This window comes from Pectobacterium betavasculorum (assembly GCF_000749845.1).
GTDB lineage: Bacteria > Pseudomonadota > Gammaproteobacteria > Enterobacterales > Enterobacteriaceae > Pectobacterium > Pectobacterium betavasculorum.
Genome location: NZ_JQHM01000001.1, coordinates 312,742 through 331,705, shown reverse-complemented (window position 1 = coordinate 331,705; position 18,964 = coordinate 312,742). Strand labels below are relative to the sequence as shown.

General features: G+C 41.8%; 17 protein-coding genes. 3 read left to right on the top strand and 14 right to left on the bottom strand.

The window, feature by feature from the left end:
* Positions 1–31: 31 nt before the first annotated feature.
* The 13 genes from KP22_RS01495 to wecA form a co-directional block, all read right to left on the bottom strand.
* Positions 32–1,015, bottom strand: coding sequence for an EpsG family protein (locus KP22_RS01495; RefSeq protein ID WP_039321957.1), 984 nt, complete (start codon positions 1,013–1,015; stop codon positions 32–34).
* 73 nt (positions 1,016–1,088) lie between these two features.
* Positions 1,089–1,985: a glycosyltransferase family 2 protein gene (locus KP22_RS01490; protein WP_039321954.1), complete on the bottom strand. Its 897-nt coding sequence runs from the start codon at positions 1,983–1,985 to the stop codon at positions 1,089–1,091.
* On the bottom strand, positions 1,982–3,088 hold the full coding sequence (locus KP22_RS01485) for a glycosyltransferase (RefSeq protein ID WP_039321950.1): 1,107 nt from the start codon (positions 3,086–3,088) through the stop codon (positions 1,982–1,984). Before KP22_RS01485 ends, KP22_RS01490 begins: the two co-directional genes overlap by 4 nt.
* A 77-nt stretch (positions 3,089–3,165) precedes the next feature.
* Positions 3,166–4,023, bottom strand: coding sequence for a dTDP-4-dehydrorhamnose reductase (rfbD, locus tag KP22_RS01480; protein WP_039321948.1), 858 nt, complete (start codon positions 4,021–4,023; stop codon positions 3,166–3,168).
* The gene (rfbC, locus tag KP22_RS01475) at positions 4,020–4,556 is read right to left on the bottom strand and encodes a dTDP-4-dehydrorhamnose 3,5-epimerase (protein WP_039321945.1); all 537 of its coding nucleotides are present in this window, start codon (positions 4,554–4,556) and stop codon (positions 4,020–4,022) included. The genes rfbD and rfbC overlap by 4 nt, the downstream gene beginning before the upstream one ends.
* A 1-nt stretch (position 4,557) precedes the next feature.
* Positions 4,558–5,427: a glucose-1-phosphate thymidylyltransferase RfbA gene (gene rfbA / locus KP22_RS01470; protein ID WP_039302252.1), complete on the bottom strand. Its 870-nt coding sequence runs from the start codon at positions 5,425–5,427 to the stop codon at positions 4,558–4,560.
* A 19-nt stretch (positions 5,428–5,446) separates the two neighbouring features.
* Positions 5,447–6,511 carry a dTDP-glucose 4,6-dehydratase gene (rffG, locus tag KP22_RS01465; protein ID WP_039302249.1) on the bottom strand — a complete coding sequence of 355 codons (1,065 nt, stop codon included), beginning with the start codon at positions 6,509–6,511 and terminating at the stop codon, positions 5,447–5,449.
* Between the two features lie 50 nt (positions 6,512–6,561).
* On the bottom strand, positions 6,562–7,467 hold the full coding sequence (locus tag KP22_RS01460) for a glycosyltransferase family 2 protein (protein WP_039321942.1): 906 nt from the start codon (positions 7,465–7,467) through the stop codon (positions 6,562–6,564).
* Between the two features lie 59 nt (positions 7,468–7,526).
* Positions 7,527–8,963 (bottom strand): undecaprenyl-phosphate galactose phosphotransferase WbaP, encoded by a 1,437-nt coding sequence (wbaP, locus tag KP22_RS01455; RefSeq protein WP_039321939.1) that lies wholly within the window; start codon positions 8,961–8,963, stop codon positions 7,527–7,529.
* A 247-nt stretch (positions 8,964–9,210) separates the two neighbouring features.
* On the bottom strand, positions 9,211–11,379 hold the full coding sequence (gene wzc / locus KP22_RS01450; RefSeq protein WP_039321935.1) for a tyrosine-protein kinase Wzc: 2,169 nt from the start codon (positions 11,377–11,379) through the stop codon (positions 9,211–9,213).
* Between the two features lie 15 nt (positions 11,380–11,394).
* A complete protein-coding gene (locus KP22_RS01445; RefSeq protein WP_039302237.1) occupies positions 11,395–11,829 on the bottom strand; it encodes an arsenate reductase/protein-tyrosine-phosphatase family protein in 435 nt (144 codons plus the stop codon).
* A gap of 8 nt (positions 11,830–11,837) precedes the next feature.
* Positions 11,838–12,974, bottom strand: a complete 1,137-nt coding sequence (locus KP22_RS01440; RefSeq protein ID WP_039321932.1) for a polysaccharide export protein — start codon at positions 12,972–12,974, stop codon at positions 11,838–11,840.
* Between the two features lie 117 nt (positions 12,975–13,091).
* Positions 13,092–14,189, bottom strand: a complete 1,098-nt coding sequence (gene wecA, locus KP22_RS01435) for a UDP-N-acetylglucosamine--undecaprenyl-phosphate N-acetylglucosaminephosphotransferase (RefSeq protein ID WP_039321928.1) — start codon at positions 14,187–14,189, stop codon at positions 13,092–13,094.
* A gap of 703 nt (positions 14,190–14,892) precedes the next feature.
* Here wecA and KP22_RS01430 point away from each other — a divergent pair.
* The 3 genes from KP22_RS01430 (at position 14,893) to hepT (ending at position 17,422) form a co-directional block, all read left to right on the top strand.
* Positions 14,893–16,479, top strand: a complete 1,587-nt coding sequence (locus KP22_RS01430) for a TerC family protein (RefSeq protein WP_039302227.1) — start codon at positions 14,893–14,895, stop codon at positions 16,477–16,479.
* A 143-nt stretch (positions 16,480–16,622) separates the two neighbouring features.
* A complete protein-coding gene (mntA, locus tag KP22_RS01425; RefSeq protein WP_039302224.1) occupies positions 16,623–17,006 on the top strand; it encodes a type VII toxin-antitoxin system MntA family adenylyltransferase antitoxin in 384 nt (127 codons plus the stop codon).
* Positions 17,003–17,422, top strand: coding sequence for a type VII toxin-antitoxin system HepT family RNase toxin (gene hepT / locus KP22_RS01420; protein WP_039302221.1), 420 nt, complete (start codon positions 17,003–17,005; stop codon positions 17,420–17,422). The genes mntA and hepT overlap by 4 nt, the downstream gene beginning before the upstream one ends.
* A gap of 43 nt (positions 17,423–17,465) precedes the next feature.
* On the opposite strand, the gene dcuC is transcribed toward hepT, so the two are convergent.
* Positions 17,466–18,818 carry an anaerobic C4-dicarboxylate transporter DcuC gene (dcuC, locus tag KP22_RS01415; RefSeq protein WP_039321925.1) on the bottom strand — a complete coding sequence of 451 codons (1,353 nt, stop codon included), beginning with the start codon at positions 18,816–18,818 and terminating at the stop codon, positions 17,466–17,468.
* Positions 18,819–18,964: the final 146 nt, after the last annotated feature.

The window sequence follows — 18,964 nt, the reverse complement described above, 5'->3', positions numbered from 1 at the left end:
CTCGTTATTATAAGGTTTGAATAAATTAGTTTTAATTACCTAAAGTGATCAAGGCAGACTCTCCAAAAAACATGTTCTTTATACCTACTAATACATAAAGACTGCAAATTATCATTATTATCTTTGATGATGAAAAAACTCTTGACAGCAGAATAATATAAAAAAACATTGTTATTTCGAAAAGTCTAAAAGATAGAACGGGCACCTGGATAAACATATAAAAAAACAAAACACCAAGAATAGAAAACAAGTATTCAAAGCTTTTAATATTATCTTTTAGCTTAGGTGATATATATATATATAATAAACCAAGTATCTGAAGTATTGGTTGAGACGCGAATATATTTGCCGTGGCATATTGTTCTTTATATTTCGCTAATTCAATATAAGTTTCCAATCTGGCATTCTTTATAATCCCAGAAAAAAATAGCATTGGTAAAAACAAAGAAGAAATAATTACTATGGCAAACCATCTAGCACCGAACCTTGTATAGAAGAGATAAGGGAGAATAACGATAATAGATGTAACATGCATCAAAATTGCGATAAAAAAAGAAGTTGAAATTATTACCTTTGACTTACCAGAATAAATGCCAAAAGCAACAAAAGCCATGCTTAATGCAATCCTTATCTGCACATAATCATGTAGGCATAACAAATAAGATGAATATAAGGCTAATAAAACAATAAAATTATTCGTGCTCTTTTTTAATCCTGCAAATTTAAAAACAAGTGTGATAAATGCACATACGATTAAAAAATAAGTATATCCATCTTCAAATGAAGAGAATATCTTCATAAACATGATAAATAATGGATCGACACCATTTTTAATTATTTCTATATAGCTGTTATATTGTGCCAAAAAAAAATAATTTTGATAAGTTTGATTGTCAATCCAATAATTTAAATTTTTGTAGCCAACTAGATAAGTAAAAAAAGGAATTATTGCCATATACAGCAAAAAAAAATCCCCTAAGCTCTTTTTCCTAACAATCAAAATGTTTTTTTTCATATAATGAAATATCGCCAATAATATTGAGATAGTTTAATATCGAGTTTTATAATTAACTTATGAAAAATAACTTTTAGTAAGGAATTTTCCCTTTCTTATTTAGAATGAAATGTTTAACGCCATAAAAATATGCCTTTAATTTATTTATTTTATCACTTTCAAATAGAATCACTCTCAAAAAATCAAGAGCGAATGCAGAAAAATCATAAAAAACAAATCCTGGATATTTTAAAAAATACAGTTTATAGACAAAAAGCCTATTCCTTGTAATATAATATTTCCTATAAAATGGATAGTTAGTAGGCGAAAATTTCACTATCGATTTTTTTACTGTTCTATTCCCTAATGCATGATTTATACATATTTTAGGCTCCACACACACACGGTATCCATTTTTTTGAAGCCTGAGGCAAAACTCGTTATCAATATAATCTATAAAAAAATCCTCATCAAAAAAACCGATCTTATCGAATATTTTGACAGGATACAATGTACCTGATGTAATAATGCTTAATACATCTTGAATTTTGCTTTCACCTGATAACGTCTTCCTAACCACAAAAGGCCCTAAACTAACCGGGAAACGGCACTCCCGATTTACATTTATATCCTTATAAATAGGCCCGATAGCTCCTATATTTTTTTCACTTAAATAAGATGATATTAAAGATTTAACATACGAACTGGGAACTTCTGTATCTTGATCAAACGTAAAAAGTAAATCATACCCACCTTCTTTAGATTTAATGACTGCATAATTTAGTGCTTTTCCAATACCATTATTTACCCCCTCCGAGTAATATATTGCATTATCTATTTTCAGGATATTCTTTTTATTTTCCGTGATGACACTTTCATCGATGGAGTTATCATAAACAATTAATTCGTCTACCTGAGAAGCTATTAATAAGCATCGATTAAAATAATCGCCTTCTGGGTTATAAAAAACCACAACGGCTAGAGTTTTCATTTTATCTCCAATAAAAATTGAAGTTGTTTAGACCATGTAAGGTTTTTTTTAGCAAAATCGATTTCTTTTTTAGAAAAATCACTAGGGAGAGATTCTCTCCATATTATTAACTCATTTATATCAATGTATTTATCGTCTGCCGAAACTTGTAATATAAACTCTTCGTTGCCAAAAGAGTAATCAACGTGGCTCTTAATAAAAGGTAAACCTCTTGCCGTGTACTCTTTTGATTTTATAGAGCTATTTGTATTATTCCCACTACGGTGCCTAGCTACAGCATCAACACAAATATCAGCATTCTCTAATAAAACATCTAGATCTTTACCAAATTTTTTACCATGGAATATCACTTTTCCTTCTAAAGAATACTCAGCAACCATACTTTTAAGTCTAGCATACTCATGCGGTGAATAGCCAATAATGTTAAATAAGACTTGTACATTTCCTCTATAATGATATAACCCTTCAATGAGGCGATCATAGCCATGCCAAGCTTCTAATTTTGCCACACCAACAATATTTAACGGTTCTTCTTTTCTCCTTTGTTTCTCCTTTATTGGTTTTATGGATTTCATATCTATTCCATTAGCTATCCTCCTTGATTTCACCCCCCATATTTCATTTGTAAAATCCCCCATATAAGCAATTTCATCAACATATCTTTTAAAAAAAAATAATGAAAAATCAAAAATAACGTTAAGGATTTTTTCTTTATACGATTTTAATTCTTTTTTATAAGGATATGTAGGGATTTCAATGATAATTTTAGCACCTTTTTTTTTCATTAACGCAAGCAAGCTTGATAAAAAAATCACAAACAAACCACCATGAGGTTTTCGTACATAAGCCAAATGGAATTGTTTATTTTCCCTTTTGATATAATTTTTTATATCATAATAGAAAAAATATTTACACTTATATCTACTCTCTATTTTTTTTAGAGTCAAACCATCATCATGAACTATGATAGAATTTTTCATGTAAAAAAAATCAACACTAGCCCCCATATTTCTGAGGGCTGAAACCTGAGAGATTATTTTTTTCCAAACCCCATCACTCTCATCTTCATTATTATGCGTTACAAACAATATTTTCCGAGTCATTTAGTATTTTCTTCACTCTTTATCCATTGCTCGAATAAAAACCACAGGAGATAGAAACACTTTCTGGCAAAACCAATCTAATCAAGTTTAGATAAAACCAGAGATACTGCTTTTAACCAGTCTGAAGGAATAATTCCTATCTGAATAATTTTATCGTTATTCAGTGTTGAATACGAAGGACGCTTTGCCGGAGTGGGGTACTGAACAGTACAAATTGCGTTAACAACAGGAATGTTAGCAAGCATACTCTGTTTTTTCGCCGAAGAAAAAATAGCTTCAGCGAAATCACTCCATGCAACCTCACTGTCGCCACAATAATGATAAACACCCCCATCAGCATTCTGCTTCAATAAATCAATAATTGCCTGCGCGATATCTCCGGCATAAGTCGGGCAGCCGCGTTGGTCAGCAACAATGCCTAACTCATCACGTTCTTTTGCTAACCTCAGCATCGTCTTAACGAAGTTATTACCATATTCACTGAATACCCATGCCGTACGGATAATAATCGCTTCAGGTAGCACACTGGAAACGGCAATCTCGCCGTCCAGCTTGGTCTTGCCATACACACCCAGCGGGTTGGTTTTGTCGGTTTCTATATAAGGAACCGTGGCGTTGCCGTCAAAAACATAATCCGTCGATACATGAACCAGACGCGCGCCAACCTCTTTAGCAGCCCGCGCCAGATTTTCCGGGCCGGTTTTATTCACCAATGCCGCCAGTTCCGGTTCGCTTTCCGCTTTATCCACCGCGGTGTAAGCAGCCGCATTGACAATAGCATCCGGCTGAAACTCTGTTACTGCCGCCAATACCTTCTCATAATCGGTGATATCAAGCTCGGCGGTGTCCGTCGCCCATACCTGCCATCCAGCGGGCAGTCTATCCTGGAAACAGCGGCCAAGCTGGCCGTTTGCACCCGTCAGTAAAATTTTCATACCGCCAGCTCCTTAAATCGTTTACCTAACTTGTCTTTCTCAGAAAGCAGAGGCTCGGTTACAGGCCATTCGATACCGACGTCCGAATCGTTCCACAGCAGGCAGCCTTCATTTGCCGGGTTGTAATAATCGGTGCATTTATATTCAAAATCAGCCACGTCAGACAGCACAACAAAACCGTGTGCCAGGCCAGGCGGGATCCAGAATTGGGTTTTATTCTCTTCTGAAAGGATCACCCCTTCCCAAGCGCCATAAGTTGGCGAGCCAGGACGAATATCAACAGCGACATCAAAGACTTCACCACGAACGACCCGCACCAGTTTTCCTTGCGGATTTGATTTCTGGAAATGCAGCCCGCGTAATACGCCTTTGGAGGATCGGGAGTGGTTATCCTGTACAAAATCCAGATCGATATTCAACATCTCCTGATAACGTCGTTTTTCAAACGTTTCCAGAAAAAATCCTCTTGCATCGCCAAAAACCTTCGGCTGAACGATTTTCACGCCCTCAATACGAGTATCCTTAACCTGCATCTTATTTCTCCCCAATCAAACGGGCCAAATATTGCCCATAATTCGTTTTACTTAAGGCTTTTGCCTCTTCAGCCACTTGTTCTTTGCTCAACCACCCCTTGCGGAAAGCGATCTCTTCCAGACAAGCAACTTTAAACCCTTGGCGTTTTTCGATAGTGTGAACGAATTGCGATGCTTCTATCAGGCTGTCATGCGTGCCGGTATCCAGCCAGGCAAAACCTCGTCCTAACTGTTCGACATTCAGCAAACCTTTTTCCAGATACATTTCGTTCAAAGTTGTAATTTCAAGCTCGCCACGTGCTGAAGGCTTGACTTGCTTAGCCATATCTACGATCTGATCGTCATAGAAATAGAGGCCAGTTACTGCCCAGTTGGATTTAGGTTTCAGTGGTTTTTCTTCGAGAGAGATCGCTCGATTATTTTCATCAAATTCAACCACACCAAAACGTTCGGCATCAACTACCTGATAACCAAATACTGTCGCACCTTCCGTTCGTGCTGATGCTGCTTCTAATTTTTTACCGAAACTTTGACCAAAATAGATATTATCCCCTAACACCAACGCACAACGATCGCCATTAATAAACTCCTCACCGAGGATAAATGCCTGAGCCAATCCATCAGGGCTAGGCTGAACGGTATAGCTGAATTGAACGCCAAAACGACTACCGTCGCCTAAAAGGCGTTTAAATGAAGGCATATCTTCTGGCGTAGAAATAATCAAAATATCTTTGATGCCCGCCAACATGAGCACTGAAATGGGGTAATACACCATCGGTTTATCATAAATCGGCAATAACTGTTTAGATACACCGCGAGTAATGGGATGCAAACGCGTTCCTGAACCACCAGCCAATACAATACCTTTCATATTCTTTATATCTCCAAAATTAACGCGTTATACCCAAGCGCTCACCAGCATAGGAGCCATCTTTGACCCGGCACCACCATTGCTCATTTTCTAAATACCACTGCACTGTTTTTCGAATGCCACTCTCAAAGCTTTCCTGCGGTTTCCAGCCTAAATCGTTATAAATCTTACTTGCATCAATGGCATAACGTAAATCGTGTCCAGGACGATCGGTAACATACGTAATCAATGATTCATACTTATCAATGCCAGCAGGCTTGTTTGGCAACATTTCATCCAACAAGCGACAAATAGTTTGCACCACTTGAATATTTTTTCGCTCGTTGTGTCCGCCAATGTTGTAGGTCTCCCCAACTTTCCCTTCAGTTACCACTTTGTACAATGCACGGGCGTGATCTTCCACATACAGCCAATCACGAATCTGAGCACCATCGCCATATACCGGCAGCGGTTTACCTTCCAACGCATTGAGAATAATTAATGGAATCAATTTTTCTGGGAAATGATAAGGCCCATAGTTGTTAGAGCAATTCGTCACAATGGTCGGCAAGCCATAGGTACGCAACCAGGAACGAACCAGATGATCGCTGGATGCCTTAGAAGCTGAATATGGGCTGCTGGGGGCATACGGGGTAGTTTCGGTAAAGAGATCATCCGTACCATGAAGGTCACCATAGACTTCATCGGTGGAGATATGATGGAAGCGAAATGCTTTTTTGGCATTATCATCCAATATATTCCAATATTTCCGTGTGGCCTCCAGCAACGTATAGGTACCAACGATATTAGTTTCAATAAATGCCGCAGGGCCGTCGATAGAGCGGTCAACGTGACTTTCCGCGGCCAAATGCATAACGACGTTTGGTTGATATTCATCAAATATCTGTTCTAAACTCTCACGATCACAGATATTGATACGTTCAAACCTGAAACGTATATTATCTGCTACCGATTTTAATGAATCAAGATTACCCGCATAAGTTAGGCTATCTACGACTAATACTTCATCATTGGTGTTGTTAATAATATGACGAACAACAGCTGAGCCAATGAAACCAGCTCCACCCGTTACAATAATTCTCATCTCAACCTCTAATAATATTCAAATCTGGGCGTTCAGACTTGTAAGTAGCATTAATTCCAATAGCGCTTATGCATACTAAAAGCTTTAACCAAAGAACGAGGAATATGTTTATAATGTTGACCTAACTTATACCCTGTTAGTTTCATAAAATTATTTATAAAAGCCAAAGGAATATATAGGAGATTTTTCTTCAAAAGAAAACGTAGTTCTGAAAGAATATATCTCTTCCCTTCTCCACCAGCACCACCAAACTTTTCTCTAATCCAAGGTTCATCTGCGTGGAAAACACCAATATCAAAATAGCGCTTAAATTCATCTAACGGGCTGTAATTATGAGAATGTCTAACTACAGCATCTGAAACATAAGCCACTTTATGCCCAGCCAAAACGGATTTCGCCGTAAAGTACATGTCTTCACACAAAATAGTATTTGAGGGAAACCCGCCCAGCGCTTTGAATACATCAATACGATAAGCAGAGAAAGAGTTGGACATAAAAACTGTTTTCAACCCCATTTTTTCAGCATCATGAAAACTGTACACGCCACTTTTTTCTGGGTAATTGAAATATCTGGCATGCTGAGCCACTGGGTTAGCGCTGTGGTGGGGTAACTGTCGACCATAAGCGCAGACAACATCTGGATCGCTGAAAGCAGAGAGAATATGTTCAATATAACCTGGCTCGGGGATTGCGTCCTGAGTTAGGAATATAACTACATCTGCGTCACCATTAGCACCAACTAATTGGTTACGCGTACCTCCATGATTAAAATCGCTCGCATCAATATTAATAATATTAAAGCCTAAGCTATTTGCCACCTGAATAGTTGTATCTCTACTACCAGAATCTATCACCTGAACATTTATGCCATCAGGGCCATAGCGCTTTAGGCTTTCAGCTGCATCTTTCCAGACATCACCACCATTATAAGTTGGAATGGCTATAAAATATTTCATATTCTTCACTAATTAATAGATACAAGCTTGTGACGGACAGATTATAAAACATAATCCAATCAGTATGCTCCATCTCTCTTCAATACAACACTGACAGTTTTAAAGAGGATGGCGATATCATTCCATAATGACCAGTTTTTAACATACCATGAGTCAAAGTAAACTCTGGTATCATAATCTACATCGTTTCTACCGCTAACTTGCCATAGCCCCGTCATACCCGGTTTAGCCATCAAATAATAATCGACATCTCCGGCATATTTATCCAGTTCGTCTTCGATAATCGGTCTTGGGCCAACCAGGCTCATTTCTCCTTTGAGAACATTAAAAAGCTGAGGTAGTTCATCCAAGCTAGTCTTCCTTATAAACTGACCAACTTTTGTTATTCTAGGGTCATCTTTGAGTTTAAAATCCTTTTCCCATTCAGCTCTAGCCTCTGGACTATTTTCCAACAACGCATTGAGCACCTCTTGGGAATTTATCACCATAGATCGGAACTTAAGGCATTTGAATTTCTTCCCATTTCTCCCCACTCGTTCATGTCCGTAAATTGCATTCCCCCCATCTTTTGAGACTAAATAAAGGAGAGATACCAAAATAGGGGAAAGTATGATAACAATAGCTAACGCGCCAAAAATATCAAAAGTCCGCTTAATAAATCGTGAGGTTCTCTTTGCTAAACTATTACTGACACGTAGGATCATGACCTCATGGCTAAATATAAAGGACATGTCAGTTCCATATAATGGAACGCCTCGTAATGTAGGAATAACAGAGATCGACCGACAATTATGCTTAGCGAGATTTTTCAACCAATAATCTCTTAAGGCATGCTCTTCAAACTCTAAAGCTACAATAAACTGTGTGTCATTAGGACAACTTTGTTGCCAAAGTTCTTCCTCATTATTAATCACAGGCACACCAAAAATATCGCGGACACCATCGACATCGTGACTAGAGTAGAAGCCACCGATAGAAAAACCTAATACCTCTTCACTCTGGAGAGCGGCATATGCATCTCTGGCATTTTTTCCTGTACCAATAATAACAGTATGTTTTTTCCAAAGGTTAAGTTTGTCTAAAATTCTTTTTACTATCACACGTCCAACTGGTACCAGAATGATCGCCAGCAGCCAAGTAATACACCAGACATAACGAGAAAATTGCCATTTTGAAAATGCAACTAGAGCTAAGTCAAAAACGGCAAAAATGATGAGTGTTCTTATAATTTCTTTTAATTCAAACCAGAATGGTTTTCTGTACGTGTAGTGTCGCAATCTTATCCAAAACCAACCAACGCATAACAACGATAGCGTTATATGTGATAAAAACCTTGCGGGTAATTCAGACATTGGAATAAACGAGTAAACGTCATATCCAAGCAAATAGATCATGCATAGTGTAAATAGCAATGAGAAATTAAAAAAGAAAAAATCAGACAACGCTAAAAACAATTTAACAAAATTGTTTTTTCTAAAAACAACTCGTAAATTCATGAAATAAACACCCCGATAGACATGTAAAAACCAGATAAAACAATATGGCTTTATGATTATATTAAAAACAGAAGGATGGCATAGGGAAATTAGTCAGCTACATTTAGAAGCGATTTAAAATATGCCAAAAAAGTTATCGAGAATAGATAATATGATGAGTATATGTTTTTCATTCAGTATAAATTTACAGTAATACAGATACCGGTTTGCCATTCACCATAGCAAACCGGTATGTCATGCAAGGAAATTATTTCGACTTATATTCGTAGGTATAATAATCGTAATTACCATACCCATAATAACTTGCTGCTCTCTTCATTACCGCATTCAGAATAACGCCTTTAATTTCTGTACCATTCTGCTCAAAACGACGAATAGCGACTTCAATCTCTTTCAGCGTATTCATTTCAAAACGCGCAACTAACAGAGAAGTACCTGCGTGACGGCTGATAATTGCGGCGTCAGTCACTGCCAGAATCGGCGGCGTATCCAACAACACCAGATCGTAGTGTTCTCCCGCCCATTTTACAAACTCGGCAAAACGATTATGCATTAGCAATTCAGAAGGATTCGGCGGTACCTGCCCACGGGGAATAAAATCCATATTTTCCACCCCGGTTTTACGTATGCTTTTTTCTGTACTGCACTGTACTGATAAAATATCTGAAAGACCGTCTGTTCCATGAGTGCCCATCAGTTCATGGGCGTAGCCTTTACGCATATCACAGTCAACGATGAGTACTCGCTGCCCTGACTGGGCGATAACAGCACCAAGGTTAGCACTGACAAACGTTTTACCAATAGCAGGGCTAGCACCAGATATCATCAGCACATTGTTTTTCGCTTCCATCATGGCGAAATGGAGACTGGTACGCAGGCTTCTGATAGCTTCAATCGCTAGATCGGTCGGGTTACCTACCGCCAATAAATCCGTTGCTCGCGTATTGCCTTTCTTACTTTTCGAACTCAATAAAGCTCTGTCTTTTTTCTGTTGCCACTCGGAAAGAGGTACACTGGCATACACGTTAATGCCTAACTCTTCCAATTGCTCTGGGCTCTCTATACCTTTATGTAACAGCGTTTTCAGTATGACAAAAGCCGTTGAAATCAAGCCACCCAAGATCGTTGCGATTAGCACAATCAGCGTTTTTCTCGGCTTCACTGGTTTAGGCTGAATCACCGCATTGTCGACTATGCGCACGTTACCGACTGTACTCGCTTTATTAATGCTCAGTTCCTGCTGTTTATTCAGCAACTGCATGTAGACTTCCTGCCCTGCCTGCACATCCCGCGTTAAACGTAAAATCTCCTGCTGGGTTTTGGGCATCGCCCCTACACGCTTGTTAAGCTTATCCCTTTCCTGTTCCAGCGTTTTGCGTTTTTCCATCAGGGCGCGGTAAGCGGGATGTTCGCGAGTATACAGTTTCGAAATTTCCGCTTCTTTAAACGTCAGTTCATTTAACTGCGCTTCAACCGCTACGGTGGTATCCAGTACTGCTTTCGCTTCTAAGGAAAGATCGACCGACTCATTCTGTTGGCGGAATTGATTAAGCTTGTTTTCAGCTTCATTAAGTGATGTACGTATATTTGGCAATTGTTCTTTTAGAAATTCTAGGCTTTTCCCAGCTTCCTCAGATTTCCGTTCTACATTTTGCTGAAGATAGTTCTGGCTGATGCTACTCAGTGTTTTATTTGTCAATACGGAATCTTCCCCCTCAAGACTTAACTCAAGAACTCCCGTATCTTTTCCTTTGTCCGCAACAACTAAATTATCTAATACGCTGTTCACAGCGGTCAGTTGATTAAGTTTCTTAATGTTAAAAACGGTGCCAGGCTTAGCCGCAATATCGCTTATCAGCAATGTAATACTATTATGCGTCTCAAGTCGTCCGACTGTGCCTGTAAAAGTCAACACATCTCCAGCTTCAACAGAATATTGAGTACCGTCAATAATCTTTAGAGTGAATATTTGATCCTGCCAACTTTCCGGCACATCAAGACGTGAAACCACTATTTTTGCGGTTTCTTCGTTTGTTAGTCTAGCCAAACCTTTGCCTACAACCGGAAAATACTTTTGTTGGACATCAATATCCAATGCCAGATCATTGACAGTTTTTCCAATTACCATACGCGATTTAATGAGCTCTATCTCAGCATCGGATTTCGGTTTAGAATCCGGCAACATGCTGGAAATATCATTTAATAACGAATTGCCAGAGCTTTGCTCCACCTGAATCAACGCATCGGCTTTATAAACCGGTGTGGCTAACATGGCATACATAATGCCTAAAACGGTAAATACCGCCGTCACACCAATAATCAACCAGCGATTATCCAGCAATGTTCCTAATAAACGCCCTAAATCGATCTCATCTGAATGGGTTTCAGATACTTTTACTGAAGTTTTCTCTGTCATCGGATTCTCTGACGATTAACGATTCAACGCCTGCGCCCATTTTTGCGCAGACTGCTCAAGTTGTGAGTAAACGAATTCAAATGCTTCGCGGCTTTTACGATAAGGGTCAGCAATTTCCTGCTGATTTAGCCAGTGACCAAACAGCATGGTTTTACCTCGCACTTCTGGCGCGATGCGGCTCACTCCGTCAATATGACCTTTCTCCATCACCAGAATCAGATCGTACTGGCGGCACAAAGCAGAAGTTAATTGTTGTGCCTCATGCTTCTCAAGAGAAAGATGATGCTGATTCGCCACCTCGGTTGCCATTGCATCGGCGGGCTTGCCTACCAATGCACCTAACCCCGCAGACGCGATTTTTTTCGTTGGCAAAGCCTGTTTCAACAGCCTTTCCCCAGTTGGGGAACGGCAAATATTCCCCACACACACCACTAATATGGAATTAAACATATTTGCTTCTATGGCCAGTTACGAATACGTAACGTCGCCTCTGTTAATTCATTAAATCCGGAAATTGTCGGTACAATCTGACTGATTACACGATTCCAACGAACCATTGGCGCTGTAGTTACATAAACAATATCGTAAGGTTGAAGCTGGAATTCTGTCCCCATCACCATTGCCGTCGCATCCGACATGTTCAACTGGTAAATATTTGCTAGCTTAGGTCCTTCGGCACCACGCAAAGAGCGGATGACAAACACTCCTGTTGCATCGGAAGCGGCCTGATCAACACCTTCAGCATTGCCCAATGCTTCCGTCAGCGTCATACCGCTGCGATCCATTTTGAGGGTGCTTTGCTTTTTGACTTCACCCATAACAAACACTTTCAGATCGTCATTACGAGGAATATAGAGGATATCACCGGGGTAAAGCAGATAGTTTTGGGAAAGATCGCCGTTTTGCATTAACGCCTGAAGAGAGAGACGTTGCTCTTTGCCATTGTGGGTCAGAACAATATTACGCCAGTCTGCATTTTCCGTCAGCCCGCCCGCTTTGTTAATCGCATCCAACACTGTCAGGGGTACATTGGTGATTGGTTGTTGCCCCGATGTCGCCACTTCCCCCGTCACATAGGCTTTCTGTGAACGGAAAGCGGCAATACTGACATCAACCTGGGGCGATTCAATGTACTGTGCTAAACGACCCATAATCTGATCGCGCACTTCTGTAACCGTCTTGCCTGCAACGCTTACTTTACCGATGTAAGGATAAAAAATCGTACCATCGGAATGCACCCAGTTACCGGTATCCGCAGCAGTGCGATACGTCCCCGCTGGGGTCGTCAATTCAGGATGATCCCATACAGTCACCATGATGACATCACCAATACCGATACGGTATTCATAACCCTGCAATTCCTTTTCCAAAGCAGGGTTAGTCTGTGCTATTAGCGGCTTAGGACGCATTTTTTCGACTAAATAAGGGGTTAATGGATAAACATTGACCAGTTTATCAATATTGAAATCCGCATCTTGCTGCTCAACGACATTTTTGCCGCTAGTAGAAAGGTGGGAACCAGGCACCAAAGTACAGCCGCTAAGTAGCGCTACCGACACCATCAAGGGCATCAATTTTCGTTTGTGCTTTATCATCCTGTCTATGCCATCGCTCTTGATTGAATATTGCGCAAATCCCTACAAAATAGCCCATCATTATAGAGAATAAATTATTAGATTACCCTGAAGTCTACGGTATAAAACGCTAGCAATTCACCGTTTTAACGGCGTGGTAGCATTTTTATCGGTGCTCGTTACACCGGAATGCGAGCCTCGGGTTGCTCTACGAAACCATGTCAACACTCGCCATATCCGGTTGATCATCCAGAAATAGCCGCAGAAAGCCATCAGAAAGACACTGAACATAATAGACTCAGCGATACCAATACGCTCGCCTAAAATACCAATAGCGGCAAATAGCATCGCGACAAGAAGAATCACAATCAAGGCCTGATGCGGGGTCAAACCCACACGCATTAAGATATGATGCAAATGCTCACGATCGGCCTTGAAAGGGTTTCTCCCTCTGGCGACACGCCGTATCATTACGGCTGCCATATCCATAAGTGGGACAGCAATCAGCCATACTGCAGTTACGGGTTGCATTACTCGCTTTTCACCTTGAGTCGCAAGAATCAGTAACCAGATAACGGAGAACCCGATCAGTGTACTTCCCGCATCTCCCATAAAGACTTTGAATTTTTTCCCAAACAACATACCCGAATTTAGCAAAATATAGGGCAGCATTGCCGCCAGAAAACACATGCTCCAACGTGCAAGCTCATTGTTTCCCCCAAGATAAAAAACGATAACTAAAGCACTAAGCGTGACGAAAGAAAGTCCACCGAGTAAGCCGTCCATACCATCAACCATATTGAAAGCATTGATAGCCCCCCAGACCGCAAAAAGTGTGACGACATAGCCCAATGAGCCTAAAAAAATCTCATTATTAAAGAAAATATGTCCTAAAGAGGAAATAGACACCCCCATAGACATCATCGCGATGGCCACGCACGTCTGTAACCCGATTCGCGGTAACACAGGCAGGTCAAAGCGGTCATCAATAATGCCAACGATCAACAGTGCCGTTGAGCACCCCATATAGAGGAAAAAATGCGGAAGTAAATCAGCACGCAGTACATAAAGCACACAAAGCGCAAGATAAATGGACACACCACCAACAAGTGGGACATGACCATGATGCTTTTTACGGACATTAGGTTTATCCACCAATCCGATTCTAAACGCAGCCTTTCTTATCAAAAAAAGCGAGGCAAAAGCACTTATGAATATTAGCGTGGACTCTTGCATATTTGTACCACCGTAGTCCATGTTGCGTTTTTGCTATAGGCACGCTACCGCCCTTGGCTTGTAGCTACCAATGCACTGTAAAAGTACGCCCCTATCCTGTAGCTTAAGCTTTAAAGTGTTAAGCTACGGATTTATCATGATTTTTTATTATACGGGTACAATATACCGCCAAATGAGCACTTTTATCTCAAAGCCCAACTAGAGCAGTCACTCAGCCAAAAACGCTAACATAGTATTGACCACACAAGTGGGAGCACAAGGACAAGATGTTTAGGGAGGGTTTTTTAGGAATAAGACTATGAACATCCACTGTGGCAAAACCTCCATAAGTATAAAAAACCGACTAAAAGAATAAAGTCAGCCTGTTTCAATCATAAAAACGGCTGCACGGGATATAAAACCATATAATTATGTGTAGATTAGCAATGGCGCGGTATTCTATGCTCGGACACATGACATGATCAAATGTTACGACCTGTATCCCTGTTATACAGCATAAAATTTTGCTTAAGGTAGATAATGGGATTTTTTAACACTAATTAATATTAATACGAGCTGATTCACATAAAAAAACGTACAAAAATACACCATGGTTTTTACTTACAACACAGTACGCCAAGATTATCCCTGCAAATTCTGGTTCATCCGTGCACGCCCTGATACGCTATCGGGGTTATGTTCATTAAAAGGTGAAAAAATAGATATGGAGTGGATCGCTGATCCAACGATATGGGCCGGGTTGGCCACGCTGGTTGTCCTGGAACTGGTTCTGGGCATTGATAATCTTATCTTCATCGCCATTCTGGCTGAGAAATTACCCAAAGAACAACGTGACAAAGCCAGAGTCGTTGGTCTGTTGCTTGCCCTGATTATGCGCTTGGGCTTACTGACGTCCATTTCCTGGCTAGTGTCTTTGACGACCCCCCTATTCACGTTCCTTGGTCATACATTCAGCGCACGAGACGTTATCATGCTGATTGGTGGGCTATTTCTACTCTTTAAAGCCACCATGGAACTCAACGAACGTCTCGAAGGGAAAGATGAGGAACAGCAAGCCCAACGTAAAGGGGCACGTTTCTGGCCGGTAGTCGCTCAGATAGTGGTGCTGGATGCGATATTCTCGCTGGATTCCGTGATCACCGCTGTCGGCATGACCGATCATCTGCTGGTAATGATGTCCGCTGTCACTATTGCCATCTTCCTGATGCTGCTAGCCAGCAAGCCACTGACCCGTTTTGTCGCTGAACACCCGACTATCGTTATCCTGTGCCTCAGCTTCCTGTTGATGATTGGTTTCAGTCTGGTAGCAGATGCGTTTGGTTACCATATCCCCAAAGGCTATCTCTACGCTGCGATAGGCTTCTCGGTGCTGATCGAGATGTTAAATCAGGTTTCCCTGTTTAACCGTCGACGCTTTCTTTCTTCTACGGTTCCGCTACGCCAGCGTACCGCAGAGGTTGTTTTGCGTATTTTGCGCGGCAATCATGAAGAAGCAGAGCTGGACAATCAAACCTCGTCGATGATCGCAGACAATACCCGAGCAGGTCAGGAAGTTTTCAATATTCAGGAACGCCGGATGATAAAGCGGGTATTAGGGCTGGCACAGCGAACCATCAGCAGTATTATGACCTCGCGACACGATATCGAGTCGGTTGAGTTGGATATCACACAGGATGCGCTAGCTAAGCTGTTAAAGACCAACCAGCACTCCCGGCTCGTGGTCACCGACAATAATACCTCCGATGAACCGCTAGGTATCGTGCATGTTGCTGATTTGCTACAACAACAGCTAAACCGCGAACCGTTTAACCCACGTATTCTGATTCGTCAGCCGCTAGTCTTTCCTGAACAGCTTTCTCTTTTGCAGGCGTTAGAACAGTTTAGAGAAGGAAGAACACATTTTGCGTTTGTCGTTGATGAGTTTGGTTCGATGGAAGGGATTGTCACATTAAGTGACGTGATGGAAACCATCGCGGGCAACCTACCGCGCGAAGGAGAAGAACGCGATGCACGCCATAGCATTCAGCAGAATGGCGACGGCAGTTGGACCGTGAACGGCTATATTCCGCTGGAAGACCTGACGATGTATGTTCCGCTGACTCTGGATGAGAAACGCGAATACTACACGCTGGCAGGGCTGCTGATGGAGCACGCTCAGCGAGTTCCGCAAGTGGGCGATACATTATCAATCGATAACTATCAGTTCACTATTCTAGCGGTGGAAAGTCACCGTATCGTGGAGGTCCGCATCACACCGAACGACGAGCCACAAACTGATTTTGAAGTGTGATGAAGTAGGTCAATAAAGCGTGAAATAGACAGAGGTGACAGAGGTGGAAGGGATAACGTCTCTCTTTCCTTTGGCTGGCAATAAATTGATGTTCGGGCAATCCTGTCAGACAATAAGACAATCGTAGGAACGGGGGCTATTACATGTTCGATAAGATCGTTTTAACATTAAAAAAACAGATACCCGACATCAAGATTATTTATCTCTTTGGTTCCCAGGCAACGGGCAATGCCAGAGAAGACAGCGATGTTGATATCGCAATCATGACTACGAGAAAACTGGATCCCGTTGAACGTTGGGAGCTATCTCACCAGTTAGCAAAAATAGTGGGCCGTGATGTCGATCTTATCGATTTATTGCAGGCCTCAACGGTATTAAAAATGGAGATCGTTCGTAACGGCAAGCTACTTTATGATGCAAAAGCAGCGGCGGGAGAATTTGAAATGACAACACTTTCAATGTACCAGCATCTGCAAAAAGAGCGTGCGGATATCATTCGTAGCTTTAATCAGGATCTAAAAGCATGACAGATATCTTACTCAACAAAAGCAGCACCATACAAAGATGCCTACGTCGTATCCGTGAGGAATTCGATACTGAGGAAGGGCTTCGTCAAAACTTCACGAAGCAAGATTCCGTCATACTTAACATACAGCGTGCCTGCGAGGCCGCTATTGATATTGCTAATTATCTTATCCGCGCCAAGCAGTTAGGCATACCACAAAGCAGCCGAGATAGCTTCGCACTTCTCTCCGCAAACCAGATAATTACAATTGATCTGTCTGATAATTTGCAAAAAATGGTGGGATTAAGAAATATTGCCGTGCATGACTATCAGACGCTCAATCTGGATATTGTCATCCACGTCATTTCTCATCGTTTAAGCGACTTTGAACGTTTCATCAAAGAAGTAGCCCGATACGATGACAGTCAGCACCTCTAGACTACATAAACTAAAGGTGCAGCTGTTTAACTAATTTCGGTTATCAGGCAGGTATCATAATCTCGGTGGCAATCACCACCACAATCAGCCCAACCAGTACGGGAACCGATGTGCGCTTCACCACCTCGAATGGCGATATTTTCGCCATCCCAGCGACAGCAACGACCACACCGGATACCGGAGAAATAGTACGGCCCAAATTGGAAGCCTGAAGCATCGGAATGGCCAGATAAGCAGGGTTGATGCCCATTTGTGACGCCAGCTTTGGAATCAGCTCTACAAACGCATAGAACGGCGCATTACCTGAGCCCGTCGTCATAGCCGCCAGCATCGTTATGACCACCAGTACCAGCATAATCACCAACCCACCGCTGCCAAATGACTGCGCAAGGCCAATCAATCCGCTGATAAAGCCAATGGTGCCAAGCCCCTGAGCAAAGACACCAGCTGCAACCAGCAGGATTACAACGTTAGAGAAGGCATCTGCCATGCCCCGATAAGCAACATCTAGCCCATCAAATACTTTCTGCCCGTTGAATGATCGGAAAAATTCCAGCACCGCGGCAAGCACCATACAGATAACCAGTACGGTGATAATATGAAGCTCAGGCCCCCATTTGCCATCAAAGACCAGTACGCCCATGATCGGCGTAAACGGCAGAATGGCGTAAAAACGCGGAGCATTCGTCATGATCTCGCTGACATCCAGAATCTCATGGCTGACATTCGCCTTGTTGTCCAGGTAGCGCTGCCAGAAAAAATGCGCGACGGCCATACACACGATGGCAATGATGGAAATAGGCAGCGTGGCCTTAAAGGCGAAATCGACTAATTTCATCTGCGATGCCTGCGCAGCAAGCACCACATCGCCCGACGTTGGCGATAGGATCAATGCCACCGGAGATGCGCAGATTGCCGCAGCGGCACCGCGGCTAATACCGACATTCACCATGACGGGAAACAGCGTTGCCATCAACAACACGCCCAGCCCAGTAGCCGATGATACAGCCAGAGACATCAGACAGGCGACAAAATAGGCGGCAATCATCAGCAAATAAGGCGAGTTGATCATTTTAAGTGGGCGAGAAACAAGTTTAACGACGACATCATTAGCACCGATGTGTGTCATATAAGCCGCAAACCCACACAGCACCATAATCATCATGCCGAGATCGCCACCGCGGCTCATCAGCAAAATTTTTACGTATTCAACAATATCCGTCGCACTCCAGCCCGTTGCCTTTGCACTGGCTGGCAATACGTTTTTCCCCAGCATGGCACTGATTGCCAAAAGTAACAGGCCTCCCACCAGCAACACGCCGGTCGCTGAGTACCCTTTTATAATGTAACGACCAACCAGAATCGTTACAGCAACACCAATCAAAAGTTCGAGCATAGTGGGTTTCGATACCTGAGTAATAAATTATCTGACAGAAATTCCCCGGCAGCGGAATCGCACCGCACCGAAAACAGGGAGCGGAGTTTACTGCTTTAGAAAATAAAAAAAGAGAAAAATATTTATATGCAGAGTTAAAAAAGAGA